This window comes from Leucobacter sp. HNU (assembly GCF_047946755.1).
Classification (GTDB): domain Bacteria; phylum Actinomycetota; class Actinomycetes; order Actinomycetales; family Microbacteriaceae; genus Leucobacter.
Window position 1 is genome coordinate 1,653,345 of the sequence record NZ_CP178837.1, and the last position, 15,012, is coordinate 1,668,356.

The 15,012-nt window shown below is 71.0% G+C and carries 13 protein-coding genes and 1 pseudogene; 5 read left to right on the plus strand and 9 right to left on the minus strand.

The annotated features are described in order from the left end of the window. Positions 1–329 precede the first annotated feature (329 nt). Entirely contained in the window at positions 330–2,603 is a 2,274-nt protein-coding gene (locus tag AB3K78_RS08145; RefSeq protein ID WP_416447233.1) for a polyribonucleotide nucleotidyltransferase, read from the minus strand. A gap of 303 nt (positions 2,604–2,906) precedes the next feature. Here AB3K78_RS08145 and AB3K78_RS08150 point away from each other — a divergent pair, with 303 nt between their 5' ends. Continuing rightward, the gene (locus AB3K78_RS08150) at positions 2,907–3,308 is read left to right on the plus strand and encodes a hypothetical protein (RefSeq protein ID WP_416447234.1); all 402 of its coding nucleotides are present in this window, start codon (positions 2,907–2,909) and stop codon (positions 3,306–3,308) included. A 25-nt stretch (positions 3,309–3,333) separates the two neighbouring features. Here the strand turns inward: AB3K78_RS08150 and AB3K78_RS08155 are convergent, their stop codons facing one another. The 6 genes from AB3K78_RS08155 to AB3K78_RS08180 form a co-directional block, all read right to left on the minus strand. Continuing rightward, on the minus strand, positions 3,334–3,813 hold the full coding sequence (locus AB3K78_RS08155) for an SRPBCC domain-containing protein (protein WP_416447235.1): 480 nt from the start codon (positions 3,811–3,813) through the stop codon (positions 3,334–3,336). 42 nt (positions 3,814–3,855) lie between these two features. Further along, positions 3,856–4,716 carry a PaaX family transcriptional regulator C-terminal domain-containing protein gene (locus tag AB3K78_RS08160; RefSeq protein ID WP_416447236.1) on the minus strand — a complete coding sequence of 287 codons (861 nt, stop codon included), beginning with the start codon at positions 4,714–4,716 and terminating at the stop codon, positions 3,856–3,858. Next, complete coding sequence (locus tag AB3K78_RS08165) at positions 4,713–5,240, minus strand: hypothetical protein (protein ID WP_416447237.1); 528 nt, start codon at positions 5,238–5,240, stop codon at positions 4,713–4,715. Before AB3K78_RS08165 ends, AB3K78_RS08160 begins: the two co-directional genes overlap by 4 nt. Positions 5,241–5,357: 117 nt before the next feature. Next, entirely contained in the window at positions 5,358–6,950 is a 1,593-nt protein-coding gene (serA, locus tag AB3K78_RS08170; RefSeq protein ID WP_416447238.1) for a phosphoglycerate dehydrogenase, read from the minus strand. Between the two features lie 92 nt (positions 6,951–7,042). Beyond that, positions 7,043–7,369 carry a hypothetical protein gene (locus tag AB3K78_RS08175; protein WP_416447239.1) on the minus strand — a complete coding sequence of 109 codons (327 nt, stop codon included), beginning with the start codon at positions 7,367–7,369 and terminating at the stop codon, positions 7,043–7,045. Then, positions 7,366–7,872 carry a hypothetical protein gene (locus tag AB3K78_RS08180; protein WP_416447240.1) on the minus strand — a complete coding sequence of 169 codons (507 nt, stop codon included), beginning with the start codon at positions 7,870–7,872 and terminating at the stop codon, positions 7,366–7,368. The genes AB3K78_RS08175 and AB3K78_RS08180 overlap by 4 nt, the downstream gene beginning before the upstream one ends. A 129-nt stretch (positions 7,873–8,001) precedes the next feature. On the opposite strand from AB3K78_RS08180, the gene AB3K78_RS08185 reads away from it, so the two are divergent. The 3 genes and pseudogenes from AB3K78_RS08185 (at position 8,002) to AB3K78_RS08195 (ending at position 12,158) form a co-directional block, all read left to right on the plus strand. Then, a complete protein-coding gene (locus tag AB3K78_RS08185) occupies positions 8,002–8,937 on the plus strand; it encodes a hypothetical protein (RefSeq protein WP_416447241.1) in 936 nt (311 codons plus the stop codon). A gap of 25 nt (positions 8,938–8,962) precedes the next feature. Further along, positions 8,963–11,607, plus strand: a pseudogene (gene hrpB / locus AB3K78_RS08190) (ATP-dependent helicase HrpB). A gap of 11 nt (positions 11,608–11,618) precedes the next feature. Beyond that, a complete protein-coding gene (locus tag AB3K78_RS08195; RefSeq protein ID WP_416447242.1) occupies positions 11,619–12,158 on the plus strand; it encodes a YaeQ family protein in 540 nt (179 codons plus the stop codon). Between the two features lie 73 nt (positions 12,159–12,231). Here the strand turns inward: AB3K78_RS08195 and AB3K78_RS08200 are convergent, their stop codons facing one another. Together AB3K78_RS08200 and AB3K78_RS08205 are read right to left on the minus strand one after the other, a co-directional pair. Beyond that, entirely contained in the window at positions 12,232–13,005 is a 774-nt protein-coding gene (locus AB3K78_RS08200; protein WP_416447243.1) for an ABC transporter permease, read from the minus strand. After that, positions 13,002–13,892 (minus strand): ABC transporter ATP-binding protein, encoded by an 891-nt coding sequence (locus tag AB3K78_RS08205; protein WP_416447244.1) that lies wholly within the window; start codon positions 13,890–13,892, stop codon positions 13,002–13,004. The genes AB3K78_RS08200 and AB3K78_RS08205 overlap by 4 nt, the downstream gene beginning before the upstream one ends. Positions 13,893–13,990: 98 nt before the next feature. Here AB3K78_RS08205 and AB3K78_RS08210 point away from each other — a divergent pair, with 98 nt between their 5' ends. Then, the gene (locus tag AB3K78_RS08210) at positions 13,991–14,944 is read left to right on the plus strand and encodes a TetR/AcrR family transcriptional regulator (protein ID WP_416447245.1); all 954 of its coding nucleotides are present in this window, start codon (positions 13,991–13,993) and stop codon (positions 14,942–14,944) included. Positions 14,945–15,012 lie beyond the last annotated feature (68 nt).

The window sequence follows — 15,012 nt, forward strand, 5'->3', positions numbered from 1 at the left end:
GGGCCGAAGTAACGCGCTTCAGGCACGCTCTCGACGACAGACCACGCTCTCGACAGATAGATCGAGAACTCGGAGACGCGCACGTGCAGCACAGCGATGTGCTCGTCGACGAGGGTGGATACCCCCGGTGCGCGAAGCGACCGGCAGCGGCATCGACCCGGATCGCTTCGAGCACGGATTCGAGTTCGGGCGGCGGGAAGGGTGCGCCGGTCACGGCTTCGACTGTGCCAGGTTCCAGGCGGCGCTGGCGGTGCTCGGGCACGACGAAGCCCCGGGCGCCGAAGCGCCCGGGGCTCGATCAGTGCCGGATCGGAATCCGATTCACCTGACTACTCGGCCGCGGCCTCTTCGGTCGCGGCGTCGGCCGCGGGGGCCTCGGCCTCAGCAGCCTCCTCTTCGAGGACCGGGGCGAGCGACAGCTTGCCGCGGTCGTCGACCTTGGTGATCTGCACGAGGATCTTCTGCCCGATGGAGAGCACCTCGTCGACGGACTCGATGCGCTTGCCACCGACGAGCTTGCGCACCTCCGAGATGTGCAGCAGGCCGTCCTTGCCGGGGAGCAGCGACACGAAGGCGCCGAAGGTGGCGTTCTTCACGACGGTGCCGAGGTACTGCTCGCCGACCTCGGGGTTCTGCGGGTTGGCGATGGCGTTGACCTGGGCGCGAGCGGCCTCGGCCGAGGGACCATCGACCGCACCGATGTAGACGGTGCCGTCGTCGTCGATCGAGATGTCGGCGCCGGTCTCGTCCTGGATGCCGTTGATCGTCTTGCCCTTGGGGCCGATCAGCTCGCCGATCTTGTCGACCGGGATGTTGACCGTGATGACGCGGGGCGCGGTGGGCGCCATCTCGTCGGGGGCGTCGATCGCCTGGTTCAGGACGCTGAGGATCGTGGTGCGAGCCTCCTTCGCCTGCGACAGGGCGCCGGCGAGCACGTCGGAGGGGATGCCGTCGAGCTTGGTGTCGAGCTGCAGCGCGGTCACGAACTCCGAGGTGCCAGCGACCTTGAAGTCCATATCGCCGAGCGCGTCCTCGGCACCGAGGATGTCGGTGAGGGTCGCGTAGCGGGTCTCGCCGTCGACCTCGTCGGAGACGAGGCCCATGGCGATGCCTGCGACGGGCGCGCGCAGCGGCACACCGGCGTTGAGCAGCGACAGCGTCGAAGCGCAGACGGAGCCCATCGAGGTGGAGCCGTTGGAGCCGAGCGCCTCGGAGACCTGGCGGATGGCGTAGGGGAACTCGTCGCGAGCGGGCAGCACCGGCACGAGGGCGCGCTCGGCGAGGAAGCCGTGCCCGATCTCGCGACGCTTCGGCGAACCCACGCGGCCGGTCTCACCGGTCGAGTAGGGCGGGAAGTTGTAGTGGTGCATGTAGCGCTTGCTGGTGACGGGCGACAGTGAGTCGATCTGCTGCTCCATCTTGAGCATGTTCAGCGTGGTGACGCCCATGATCTGGGTCTCGCCGCGCTGGAAGATCGCCGAGCCGTGGACGCGGGGAATGACCTGCACCTCGGCGTCGAGATCGCGGATGTCGCGGGGGCCGCGGCCATCGATGCGCGCGCCCTCGGAGAGGATGCGACCGCGCACGATCTTCTTGGTGACGGACTTGTAGGCGGCGGACACCTGGCCCTCGACCTCGGCGGGCAGTTCGCCGGCCTCGACCTTGGCCGCGATGGCCTCCTTGACGCGAGCCTTGAGGGCGTCGTCGGCGTCCTGGCGCTCCTGCTTGTCGGCGATCTGGTAGATGCCGGCGAGCTCGGTCTCGGCGAGGGCCGCGACGGCGGCGTAGGCCTCGTCGGTGTAGGGCAGGAACACGGGGTACTCCTGCACCTCCTTCGCGGACTGGGCCGCGAGCTGCTCCTGAGCCTTGACGAGCTGCGAGAGGAAGGGCTTCGCGGCTTCGAGGCCCTGGGCGACGACGGCCTCGTCGGGCTTGGTCGCGCCGGCCTTGATGAGGTTCCAGGACCCCTCGGTGGCCTCGGCCTCGACCATCATGATCGCGACGTCCTCGGTGCCGTCGGCCTTGGTGACGATGCGGCCCGCGACCGTCAGGTCGAAGACGGCGTCCTTCAGCTGCTCCACGTTGGGGAACGCGACCCACTGGTCGCCGATGAGCGCGAGGCGCACGCCGGCGATGGGACCCGAGAAGGGCAGGCCCGAGATCTGGGTCGAGGCCGATGCCGCATTGATCGCGAGCGCGTCGTAGAACTCGCCGGGGGCGATGCTCAGGACGGTGATGACGATCTGGACCTCGTTGCGGAGTCCGTCGACGAACGACGGGCGCAGCGGACGGTCGATCAGGCGGCAGACGAGGATCGCCTCGGTCGAGGGGCGGCCCTCGCGGCGGAAGAACGAGCCGGGGATCTTGCCGGCGGCGTACGAGCGCTCCTCGACGTCGACGGTCAGCGGGAAGAAGTCGAAGTGATCCTTCGGCTGCTTGGAGGCGCTGGTGGCCGAGAGGAGCATGGTCTCCTCGTCGAGGTACGCGGCGACCGCGCCCTGCGCCTGCTGCGCGAGGCGGCCGGCCTCGAAACGGATGGTGCGCTTGCCGAACTTGCCGTTGTCGAGAACGGCCTCGGCGAACTTGATTTCAGGACCCTCCACGGGTTCTCCTTACGTGCTTTGAGCACGCGGCGAGCTGCCTCGAACGCGGATTCGTGTGGACGAGGCGCTGATCGACAGTCGAAGACCACCCTGCCGTTTCACCGCCCCGAACGGGCCGGGGTCGGGCTGAGGGATCCACCACCGAAGACCAGCACGCTGCCGACGTGCTCGATTCATCGTTGATGCAGACAGACGCCTGCTCACCCAGGCTAGCATCGCGCGACCGTTTCGGCCCGCTTTTCGCGGCGGACGAGGCTGAGCCGCACCACAACCCCGGAGGAGCCGAGCTGGCATACTGGCGGCATGCGACGCCTCACCGGCCGTTCCCTCGGCACCTGGAGCCTGCGGCTCGACGCCGCCTACTGCCTGGTCCTCGGGGTCTTCGTCGCTGCAGGTTCGCCCCAGATCGCCACCGCCGTCGCGCTCCCCGGCCCGCTGCTCGCCGCAGCCGGACTCACCGTCGCGGCCTGGGCCGGCGGCGTGCTCTGGATGGTCGCTCGCCTCGAGCTCCGACTCGCCCTGCGCCTCGTCATGGGCGTCAACGTCCTCGCCGCTTCACTCGTCGCCGCCGCCGCGCTCACCGCGGCGGGCGCTCTCGCGGCCATCGCGGTGCTCGCCGTCGCCCTCGACGTCGCACTCTTCGCCACGAGCCAGCTCATCGCGATCCGCAAGATCGATGCCTCGTCCCGAGGCGCGACGGCCTGAGCGACCGGCGCGGAGAGCCGGATCCCTATTTGTAGAACCCGTCCCTGAGCACGATCCCGTGCTCCAGCCACACCTTCAGCGCGGCGAGGAATCCCGTCCAGCCCATGCAGTTGCCGAACGCGGCCTGCGCACCCGCCCGGGTCAGCACCCAGGACCGCTCGGTGATCCGAACCTCGGTCCGCGCGCCGCCGTCGACCGAGCGGAACTCGAACGAGACCCGGGTCGCGTCGCCCTCCGAGACCACGCCGGCCTCGCCGCCCCACGAGATCACGATCCGCTCCCCCGGTACGGCCTCCAGCACCTCGACCGGGAACGCTCCCGGGAAGTCGGCGAAGTCCCAGTGCACCGTCGCACCGGCCTCGAGCCGACCGACCGCACCCGCCGTCGTGAAATAGCGGCTGAGCAAGGCAGGATCGGCCACCGCTTCGTAGGTCTCGGACGGGGTGCGCGACACGAAGCCGTTCACCGTGAACTCCAGTTCGGTCAGGTCGGTCTCAGCGCTCATGCCCCGACCCTACGCCAGCATCGCGCGGACGTCACCCGTCCGCTATTCGGCCCAGGCGAAGACGGGCAGTTCGGGCTCTGCCTCGCGGAGCGCCGTCCATTCGGCTTCGAACTCCGCGCGCAGGCGACGCGGCCGCCACCCTTCGGGCAGCAGTTCCGGCGGCAGCAGCGGATCCGCGAGCAGGGCGGCGTCGAGCGCGTCCACCAGTTCGAGCGCGCGAGCCGCCACCGCGACCGGTCCCGTCGGCGCTGCCGCGGGGCGACGATGCACCTCGGCGGCCAGGCGCTCGTACGCCGCATCGATCTCGGTCGCGGGCCAGAGCCGCTCGGCGACGTCGCGCGGTGTCTCGCATCCGGGCATCCGCAGATCGGTGCTGACCGAGACGATCAGGTACCGGTCGAGGGTCGCGGGAGCCACCGATCGGCGCAGCTCGGAGCCGAGGTCGTGCGGCGTCGCATACACGCCGGGCAGCAGCTGCGCGGCACCGAGCAGCGTCAGCAGCCGGCGCAGCCCGTCGCGCTCCGCGCGATGATGCTCCGGCACCGAGAAGCCGTACAGGCGCCAGCAGCCGTCCCAGGAGATGTCGCCGCGATCCTGTGCGAACGCGAACTCCACGAGCGCACGCTCCCGTTCGGCGCGGAGCTCGCCCTGCGCCGTCAGCACCAGGTGGCCCGAACGCCCGCGGCCGCGCTGCTCCAGGATCCCCTCGCCCTGCATGCGCCGCAGCGCGAGCCGCACCGTCTGCTCGGGCAGTCCCAGCGCGAGGCCGAGATCGTAGACGACGTCGAGTTCGGCGCGTCCCTCGGCCGAGATGCAGGCCTCGATCAGCGTGCGGGGCGACACCCGAGTCGCGGATCCGGCCCCGGGCACCGCCCCGCCGGCGCCCGCTGCGGGACCGGTCACCGAGAGTCTCCGGGCGGCTCGACGTTCTCCCAGGGGTACCCGTGCTCGATGAACGCCGCCGAGACCGCTGCCCGCTTGCCCTCGACGTCGCCGTCGTAGAGCACGCGCCCTGCGGCGGCGTCGATGCGCACCTTGCCGCCACGCCGGTACACGCCGGCGACGAGCTCCCGGGGGATCACGCGGCGATCCTCCCCCTCTTCGACGACGATCTCGGCATCGGTGATGCGCAGGACCGCGCTCTCGTGCGTGATGAAGAACGCGATGACGAGGCCGATCGCCCCGAGCACCACCGGCCGCCCCACGACCATGATGGGCGCGTCGAACGAGCCGATGAACTTGAGGACGTCGATGTACGGGATCGGCCATTTCGAGACGTGCTCCAGCAGCCACGGCAGCAGGAGCCCGAGCGCCACACCGGCGCCGCCGCCGACGCCCCAGACGAACACCTTGTCGCTCGCGGTGAGCGCGAGCACGGTCTCGCGCCGCTCGGTGGGCATTGCCGCCTCTTCGGTTCGATCACTCATGCATCGAACATATCACCCGATAAACGCTCGTGCATTTCACAATAGTTTTGTATCGGCGGGAACGCACGAACGGCGCCCCGACCGCGTGGTCGGAGCGCCGTTCGAACGGTCGCGGGATCAGTCCTCGACGATGTCGATCGCGTGGAGCGAATCAGCCTCGATGGCCGTGCCGAGCTGCGCCAGCAGTTCCTCGGAGACGGGGGCGTCGACCGACAGCACCGAGAGCGCCGTACCGGCCTTCTCGTCACGGGCGATCTGCAGGCCCGCGATGTTGACGCCGGCTTCGCCGAGCAGACCGCCGTACGCCGCGACGATGCCCGGGCGGTCGGTGTAGGTGAACACCACGAGGTGCTCCGACAGCGGCAGTTCGAGGTCGTAGCCGTTGATCTCGACGATCTTCTCGACCTGCTTCGGCCCGGTGAGCGTGCCCGAGACCGAGATCGGCGTGCCGTCCGCGAGGGTGCCGCGGAGCGTGATCACGTTGCGGTAGCTCTCGGAGACCGCGTCGACGCTGAACCGCACCTCGAGGTCGCGCTGCTCCGCGAGCAGCGGGGCGTTGACGTACGAGACGGGATCGCTGACGATCTTCGAGAAGAGGCCCTTGAGCGCGGCGAGACGCAGGACCTCGACGCGGTGCTCGGCCAGCTCGCCGTGCACCTCGATATCGAGCGCGGTGACCGGACCGTTGGCGAGGCCGGCGAAGACCTGGCCCAGCTTCTCGGTGAGCGGCAGGCCCGGCTTCACGTACTCGTTGATCACGCCGCCGGCGACGTTGACCGCGTCGGGCACGAGTTCGCCCGCGAGCGCCAGACGCACCGACTTGGCGACCGAGACGCCCGCCTTCTCCTGGGCCTCCTCGGTCGAGGCGCCCAGGTGCGGGGTCACGTTGGTGTTCGGCAGGCCGGTCAGCGAGGCGTCGGCCGGGGGTTCCTGCACGAACACGTCGAGCGCTGCGCCGGCGATCTCGCCATCGGCGAGCGCAGCGGCGAGCGCCGCCTCGTCGATGAGGCCACCACGGGCCACGTTCACCACGAACGCGGTCGGCTTCATGGCCTTGAGCTGCGCTTCGCCGATCATGCCGGTGGTCTCGGGCGTGCGGGGCATGTGGATGGTGAGGAAGTCGGCCCGGGCGACGAGGTCGTCGAGCTCGACCAGCTCGACTCCCAGCTGCTGGGCGCGCGCCGCCGTGATGTAGGGGTCGTACGCGATGAGCTCGACGCCGAAGCCGCGCAGCCGCTCGGCCACGAGTGCACCGATGCGTCCGAGGCCGATGATACCGATGGTCTTCTCGAACAGCTCGGTTCCGGTGAACGAGGAGCGCTTCCACTCCCCTGCAGACAGCGACGCGTGCGCGCGCTGCAGGTTGCGGGCGAGGCCCAGGATGTGCGCGACGGTGAGCTCCGCCGCGCTGATGATGTTGGAGGTCGGCGCGTTGACGACCATGACGCCGGCCTGCGTGGCGGCCTTGATGTCGACGTTGTCGAGGCCCACGCCCGCGCGGGCGACGACCTTGAGCTGCGGCGCCCAGGAGAGCGCCTCCGCGTCGATCTGGGTGGCGGATCGGATGAGCACCGCATCCGCGGTGGCCAGCGCTTCCTTCAGCGCCGCACGATCGGTGCCGTCGACGTTGACCACGTCGAAATCCGGACCGAGCGCGGCGATGGTGGCCGGCGAGAGTTGTTCAGCGATGAGGACGACAGGAGTAGCCAAGGAGCGGTTCCTTCGGGGTCGGAGACGTCACGCCCGTTACGGGCGCCCGAATTCCAGCTTAGCCGTGCCGCGGAAGCGTCCGCGACACGGCGTCACGCGAAGAAACCGGCCTGCGGCACGACGTGCATGACGTCGAGCTGCGCGACGGCGACGACCGCGAGGCCCGCCGCGAGCAGCAGCACGCGCCCCCAGGCGCGCAGCCTGCGCCCCAGCAGCAGAGCGGCGAAGAGCACCAGGAAGGGCAGCACGATCCCGAAGAGCAGCCAGAACCAGCCGAGCGGGCTGAAGCCGAGGCCGAGGCGCGAACCCAGCTCCTGCATGCCCAGCAGGTTGCCGAACTGCACGAACACGGCATAGGCGTAGAGCCCGGTGACGAGCAGGCCCGCGATCCACGCGGCGATCACGGAGAAACGGTTCACTGAGCACTCACCACCAGCATCGGGAGCGGAAGGAGGACCACGGCGCCGAGCACGAGCGCGATGCCGAGCCAGACCGTGCGGCGGCGCAGGAACAGGACCGCCGAGAGGAACCACAGCACGGTGGCGAACGGTGCGGCCCAGAACAGGACCTGCTGCAGCACCTGCCCGAAGGAGCCGCTGCCCGCGGCCACCGTGGTGTTGAAGTCGGCGTAGGCCTTGGCCACGACGAACCAGCCCCAGGTGTAGAGCGCATAGAGCCCGCCGAAGACGCCGAGCAGCACCAGCACCGCGTTGCTCGCCTGTTCGGGGCCGGCCACGGGATCCGAATCCGGCGCACTCCCGTCGCCCGCCGCGCGACCACCGGCATCGGTCGCGCCGTCGGGCCGCGGCTCCGCAGGGGTGCCGGCGGACGCACCAACGGGCGCCGACGGCTCTTCGCCCTCGACCACCCAGCCGCTGGCCAGGGTGCTCTCGCGCGCCTCGGCGTTCGACTTCTTTCGCATGGATTCCAGCCTATCCGCTCCCGCCTGAGCGATCGCGCGCGACTCCGTCGTCGCGACCCCTTCGCTCCGTCACTGCCGACCAGTAGGCTGTGCACAGTATCGACGATCCAGCTCGAGAAGAGGCCCACCGTGTCCGACGCACGCACCCCGCGCCGCAAGCAGGCGCCGACGCCCGCCGAGGGCACCGAGCCGCCCGCGGGCTGGACCCCCACCCCCGAGGCCAAGGCGAAGGCGACCCGGTTCCGCTGGATCGCCGCGATCCTGTGGGCCGTCGCCATCGTGCTCGAGGCCGTCTCGATCTTCTGGCTGCTCCGACAGCGCGAGGTGACCGGCACCGACGGCGAGCTGGTGCGCAATCCGCAGACGGGCATCCTCGAGTCCTCGGCCTCGACGAGCACCTTCCCGCAGTGGGCCTTCGTCTCGCTGATCATCGCGATCGTCGTGATCGGCGCGCTCTCGATCACCGGCTCGATGCTCTGGAAGCGCGCGAACCGTCTGGACCCCGCCCGGCGCTCGGACACCGTCCGGTTCTTCGTCCAGAACCAGCTCGGCGCCATCATCGCGATCGTCGCGTTCCTGCCGCTCATCATCCTCATCTTCCTGAACAAGGACATGAACGGGAAGCAGAAGGGTATCGCGGGCGCGATCGGCATCGTGGTCGCCCTCGCGGCCGTGGCGCTCGGCATCGACTACAACCCGCCGTCGGTCGAGAAGTACACGGCGGACCAGTCGACCGTCATCCAGCTGCTCGGCAAGGATCAGGTCGTCTGGGTCGACGGCGGCAAGGTCTATCACGTGTGCGATCAGGTCTCCGACATCCAGACGGGCAGCGACAAGCGCACCGGCACGACCGCCCAGGCGGTCGAGGCGGGCAAGAACCGTCTGACCCTGAAGTTCGCCAGCGAGATGCGCACCTGCGGCCTCGAGGTGCCGCAGAACGCCGACGAGATCGCCGCGGCGCTCAAGCAGATCCAGGACGGCAGCGCCGGTACCGTGCTGCCCGCCCCCGTGTGGGCCGACGGCAAGGCGCCCATCTCGATCCCGGACGCCGCCCCCGCATCCTGAGGTGGAGCACTCGCCGCTCCCTAAGATGAGTGGCGTGCCGATCCACCGCTTCGACCTCGACGCCATCGGCGCGGGCCTCGTCGTCAGCCGAGCCGGCGACGAGCTCCGCCGAGCGCTCGCGCACGGCGCGCTGGTGGTCACCGCCCCTCCCGGAACCGGCAAGACCACCTTCGTGCCGCCGCTCGTCGCGAACCTGCTCGCGCAGGGCGGATCAGGTTCCGCGCGCCGGACCGGCCGCACGATCCTCACTCAGCCGCGCCGTGTGGCCGCGCGAGCCTCAGCTGCCCGCCTCGCCGAACTCGATCGCAGCGCCATCGGCGAGCACGTCGGCTTCACCGTCCGCGGCGAACGCCGTGCGGGCCGCGATACCCGGATCGAGGTCGTCACCCCGGGCGTGCTGCTGCGGCGGCTCATCGCGGACCCGGCGCTCGACGACGTGGACGCCGTGATCCTCGACGAGGTGCACGAGCGATCGCTCGACGGCGATCTGCTGCTCGGCCTCGTCTCGGAGGTCCGGGCGTTGCGCGACGATCTCGTCGTCATCGCGATGTCGGCCACGCTCGACGCGGATCGTACGGCCGAGCTGCTGGGCGCGGCCGCCGGCGACGGTCCGGCTCCCATCGTGCGGGTGCCCTCGGCGCTGCACCCGCTGCGCGTCGAGCACGCCCCCTTCGACGGCGCGCGGCTCGACGAGCGCGGGGTGACCCGCGACTACCTCGCCCACCTCGCCGACGTCGCCGCCGACGCCCAGGCCGCAGCGGGCACCGATGCACTCGTGTTCGTGCCGGGCGCTCGCGAGGTCGACGAGGTCGTCGATCGGCTGCGCGGTCGCATCGCACGGGACGGCGCCGACGTCGACGTGCTGCCCCTGCACGGTCGTCTCGCACCGCGCGAGCAGGATCGCGCGGTGCGCGGCCGACTGCGCGACACGGATCCGCACCGCATCGTCGTCTCGACCGCGCTGGCGGAGAGCGCGCTGACGGTACCGGGCGTGCGTCTCGTGGTGGACTCCGGGCTGTCTCGCGAGGTGCGCCGCGACCAGGCTCGCGACATGACGGGGCTCGTCACCGTGAGCGCTTCCCGCGCCAGCGCCGAGCAGCGGGCCGGCCGTGCCGCGCGCCAGGGGCCGGGCACTGTCGTACGCGCGTTCTCCGAGGCCGAGTTCGCCCGCATGCCTGCCGAACTCACGCCGGAGATCGCGACCGCGGACCTCAGCGACACCGCCCTGCTGCTGGCCGCATGGGGTGCCCCCGCGGGCCGCGGCCTGGCGCTGCTCACTCCGCCTCCGACGGCCGCCATGGATCGCGCGGTCGCCGTGCTCGAAGCGCTCGACCTGGTCGACGCGGGCGGGCGCCTCACCGCGCTCGGAACACGCGTGGCGCATCTCCCGATCGGCGTGCGCGAGGCGCGAGCGCTGCTCGCCGGCGCCGCGGAGCTCGGCGACTCCCGACGCAGCGCCGAAGTCGTCGCCGCGGTCTCCGACGACCACCGCGCGAGCGATGCCGACCTCGCGCGCCTGCTCCGCGATCTGCGCGGCGGCCGCGCTCCCGGTTCCGACCGCTGGAAGCGCGAGACCGAGCGGCTCGCACGGCTCGCCGAGGAGGACGACGGCACGGCTCCTGCGTCGCGCTCGGCACCCGGAGAGGCGCCGTCGCGCCGCTCGGCAGGGACGGACGCGGGTATCGTCACCGCGCTCGCCAGGCCCGAGTGGATCGCCCGTCGGACCGGCGAGCACTCGCGTTCCTATCTGCTCGCGAGCGGCACTCGCGCGGCGCTGCCCGAGGGCAGCGCCCTGCTGGGCAACGAGTGGATCGCGGTGCGCGAGGTGCAGCGCGCCGCGGGCCGGGCCGCCGACGGGACCGGTGCCGTGATCCGTCTCGCGGCCGCGCTGACCGAGGACGATGCGCTGCGCCTCGGCGCGCACGATCTCGTCGAGGAGCGGACCACGGCCGTCGTGGAGGGGCGGATCCGGGTGCGCCTGGTCCGGCGCCTCGGCGCGATCCCGCTCGCGTCGACGCCCGCCGCGGCGCGTCCGGAGGACGCCGGCCCGGCTTTCGCTGCGCACCTGCGCGAGCTCGGGCTCGAGGCCCTCGACTGGTCCGATTCCGCACGCTCCCTGCGCGGGCGCCTCGCCCTCCTGCACCGCGAACTGGGCGACCCCTGGCCCGAGGTGAGCGACGCCGCGCTGCTCGGTCGGATCGACGCGTGGCTCGGACCCGACCTCGAACGCATGCGTCCTGGCGGCTCGCTGCACGGGATCGACCTGGCGCAGGCACTGCGTCGACTGCTTCCCTGGCCAGAAGCGGCGCGGTTCGAGGAGCTCGCTCCCGAACGGCTCCCGCTCCCCTCCGGCTCCACCGCCCGGGTCGAGTATCCGCAGCCGGGCGACGCCGATGCGGTGGACGTTCCCGAGCAGCCCGTCGTGGCCGCCAAGCTGCAGGAGGTCTTCGGTCTCGCCGAGACCCCCGACTGGCGGGCGGCCGCGTCCCGGTGCGGTTCCACCTGCTCTCCCCCGCACGTCGCCCGCTCGCCGTCACCTCCGATCTGCGATCGTTCTGGAACGGCCCCTACCAGGAGGTGCGCCGCGAGATGCGCGGCCGCTACCCGAAGCACCCCTGGCCCGAGGACCCCTGGAGCGCTCCGGCGACCGCTCGCACGCGCAACCGGTAGGCTCGAACGCTATGGCCATCGGATCGACGATTCACACCTTCAGCGTGCAGCTGGCCGACGTCGATCGCGGGGTCTACGACGACTTCACGATCCGCGTCGCCCGGCATCCGTCCGAGACGGACGCGTACATGATGACCCGGATCCTGGCCTACTGCCTCGAGTACCGCGAGGGCATCGAGTTCGGCGGCGGCGTCTCGACCACCGACGAGCCGGCCGTGCTCGTGAAGGACCTGACCGGGCGGATCACCGGCTGGATCGAGGTCGGCTCCCCCGACGCCGCCCGCATGCACAGCGCCAGCAAGCTCGCGGAGCACGCGGCGGTCTACACGCACCGCGACCCCGCGAAAGTGCTGGCCTCCTGGGACGGCAAGCAGATCCACCGTTCCGGGGACCTCGTCCTGCGCAGTTTCGATCCCGGCTTCATCGACGCGGCGGTCGCCGCGATCGAGCGTCGCAGCGACCTCTCCGTGTCGCGCACCGAGGGGCAGCTCTACGTCGAGCTCAACGGTACCCATCTGAGCAGCGAGCTGCACGAGCACCGCGTCGCCTGAGATGCACGGCCGTCATCCCGCGCGACGGCGGAGTCGCGGGATGACGGCCGACTCGTGCCTCCCGCGCGACGGATCACCGCTTGGGGAAGCGCCAGACGGCGACCGCGGCCCCCGCCAGTACGATCCCCGCGCACCAGATCGCGGCGAAGAGCGGTTGCATGCCGGGATCCTGCCCGAGCAGCAGCGCCCGGATCGATTCCACGAGCGGCGTCACCGGCTGAGCCGAAGCGATCGGTTCGAGCCAGGATGGCAGGCTCTCGAGCGGCACGAACGCGCTCGACAGATAGGGCAGGAACAGCAGCACGAAGCCGTAGCCGTTCGCCGCCTCAGGACTGGATGCGAGCAACCCGATCGCCGCGAATACGACCGTGACCGCCAGGATCCAGCCGAGCACCAGCCCGATCGCCGCGCACCATTCCGCGACGCCGGCCACGGGACGGAACCCGAGGAGGAGCGCGACCCCGACGACCACCGCGGTCGCGAGCAGATTCCGCAGGACGCTCGCGACGACATGGCCGACGAGGCAGGTCGCGGCCGGCATCGGCAGGCTGCGGAAGCGCTGCATCGCGCCGCCCGTCAGGTCGCGGTTGACCGAGACGGCGACGGATGCGGCACCGAACCCCGAGCACAGCACGATGATGCCGGGGACGACGAAATCGACGTAGCCGCCGCCGGCGTCGATGGCGCCGCCGAACACGAACGTGAACAGCAGCATGAGCATGACCGGCAGGACGATCGCGAGCGAGAGCCCCTCGCCGTCGCGCAAGCTGTGCCGGAGGCTGCGTCCGACGAAGATCCGGCTCGCCGCGATCGGCCCGGTTCCGGGGTGCAGGGCGATGGCGCTCATGCGGCGACCTCGACACGTTCGGTCCCGGATTCCCGCCGGGTGAGCGCGATGAACGCGTCGTCCAGGGTCGGTCGGCGCAGTTCCACGCGGAGCTCTCGCTCCGCCGGTTCGAGGCCCGCCAGCGCTGCGGCGAGGCCGGCCGCGCTGCCCGGAACGTCGAGGGTGCGGACGGTGCCGCCATCGCGGTCGACGAGCACCGCGGTCTCCTCGCCGACGAGCCTGGTGAGTTCCGCGACCGTGCCGTCGGCGACGATCGTGCCGTCCTGCAGGATCGCGACGCGATCCGCCAGCGCTTCCGCCTCGTCGAGCATCTGCGTGGTCATGAACACGCAGCAGCCGTCCGCGGCGAGCTGAGCCACGTCCGACCAGAGCCGGGAGCGACTGGCCGGGTCGAGACCGGTCGTCGGTTCGTCGAGGAACAGCACGGCGGGCGGGAGCACGAGGGACGCGGCGAGATCGACGCGGCGGCGCATGCCGCCCGAGTAGCCGCCGACGCGGCGGTCCGCCGCGTCCTCGAGTTCGAAGGACCCCAGCAGCTCTTCGGCGCGCAGCTTGGCCCGGCGGGCGCCGAGGCCGAGCAGGCGGCCGATCATCACGAGGTTCTCCCGACCGGTCAGCGCCTCGTCGATCGAGGCGTACTGACCCGTCGCACCGATGAGGCGTCGCACGGTCGAGGCTTCGCGCACCACGTCGTGCCCCAGGATCCGGGCGGAGCCCGAGTCGGGCCGCAGCAGCGTGCTCAGGACGGAGACCAGCGTGGTCTTGCCGGCTCCGTTCGGGCCGAGCAGCGCGAAGACGCCGCCCTCGATCCCGAGGGTGATCCCGTCGAGCACGGCTCGACGGCCGTAGCTCTGCCGGAGATCGGTGATCTCGATGGTCGGATTCATGATCCATCCTTTCTGTATGCAGCACACACAGTATGCACCATAAACAGTAGATGTGTCACGCAGTTAAGATGGAATACGGTTGAGCCCGGGAGGAACGCATGACGAACGAGAACGAAGCCGTATCGCGCACCCTCGCGCTGGCCTGGGGTCTCGCCGCCGCGCCTCAGCGCGGACCGAAGCGGGAACTCACCCCGGAGCGGATCGTGGAGGCCGCGGTGGCGATCGCGGACGCCGAAGGTCTCGCCGCGGTCACGATGCAGCGAGTCGCGCAGACCTTCGAGTTCAGCACCATGGCGCTCTACCGATACGTGGCCACCAAGGACGAGCTGCATCGGCTCATGCTCGACGCCTCCCTCAGCAGCGCCGAGGGCGTCATCGACGCCGAGCACTGGCGCACCGGGCTGCGGGAGTTCCTGAGCGAGCTGCTCGACGGGTATCGGCGCCACCCCTGGGCGCTCGACATCCCGCTGTCGTCCGACATCCACTTCATGCCCGGGCAGATGCGCGTCGCCGACCGCGCCCTCCGGGCGATGCGCACCCTTCCCGCTACGGAACCCGCGAAACTCTCCGTGCTCATGCTGTTCGCCGCGTTCGCCCGCGGCCACGCCGCCGTCGAGCGGGAGGTCCTGGCGGGCGGCGAGATCTCGCCCGAAACCCGGGCGCTGGTCGAGGAGGCCGTGACCCCCGGCCGATTCCCGGACGTCGCGCTGCTCGTGCGCAGCGGCACCTACTTCGGGGACGCCGACGCAGGAGCATTCGCCGAGGACGACACCGCGCTGATCTTCGAGTTCGCCCTCGGCGTGCTGCTCGACGGGCTCGAATCGACGTTCTCGGGAGCGCAGACCCCGCCGCCCGCGCCGGCGGTCGACCTTTCTCCGCCCGAGGCGCTGGAGCGGGCCGAGGCCGAACTGCGGGCCGGGATCGAACTGCGCAAGCAGGCCCAGCGCCGCGTACGAGAGGCTGAGCGCGCCGAAGCCGAACTGCGCCGAACGCGCGACCGCGCCAAGGAGGCGGCGAAGGCACACGCCAAGCAGCTCCGCTCCGGCGGGTGAGGGACGCACGACGAAGCCCCCGGGATTCCTCCCGGGGGCTTCGATGTTCACGGCCGGATCACGGCCGA

What these genes read in the sequence shown, in the direction of transcription:
- AB3K78_RS08195 (WP_416447242.1), top strand. Translation starts at nt 11,619, where the DNA reads ATGGCCATCGGATCGACGATTCACACCTTCAGCGTGCAGCTGGCCGAC.
- AB3K78_RS08155 (WP_416447235.1), bottom strand. Translation starts at nt 3,813, where the DNA reads ATGAGCGCTGAGACCGACCTGACCGAACTGGAGTTCACGGTGAACGGC.
- AB3K78_RS08165 (WP_416447237.1), bottom strand. Translation starts at nt 5,240, where the DNA reads ATGAGTGATCGAACCGAAGAGGCGGCAATGCCCACCGAGCGGCGCGAG.
- AB3K78_RS08150 (WP_416447234.1), top strand. Translation starts at nt 2,907, where the DNA reads ATGCGACGCCTCACCGGCCGTTCCCTCGGCACCTGGAGCCTGCGGCTC.
- AB3K78_RS08205 (WP_416447244.1), bottom strand. Translation starts at nt 13,892, where the DNA reads ATGAATCCGACCATCGAGATCACCGATCTCCGGCAGAGCTACGGCCGT.
- AB3K78_RS08210 (WP_416447245.1), top strand. Translation starts at nt 13,991, where the DNA reads ATGACGAACGAGAACGAAGCCGTATCGCGCACCCTCGCGCTGGCCTGG.
- AB3K78_RS08200 (WP_416447243.1), bottom strand. Translation starts at nt 13,005, where the DNA reads ATGAGCGCCATCGCCCTGCACCCCGGAACCGGGCCGATCGCGGCGAGC.
- AB3K78_RS08180 (WP_416447240.1), bottom strand. Translation starts at nt 7,872, where the DNA reads ATGCGAAAGAAGTCGAACGCCGAGGCGCGCGAGAGCACCCTGGCCAGC.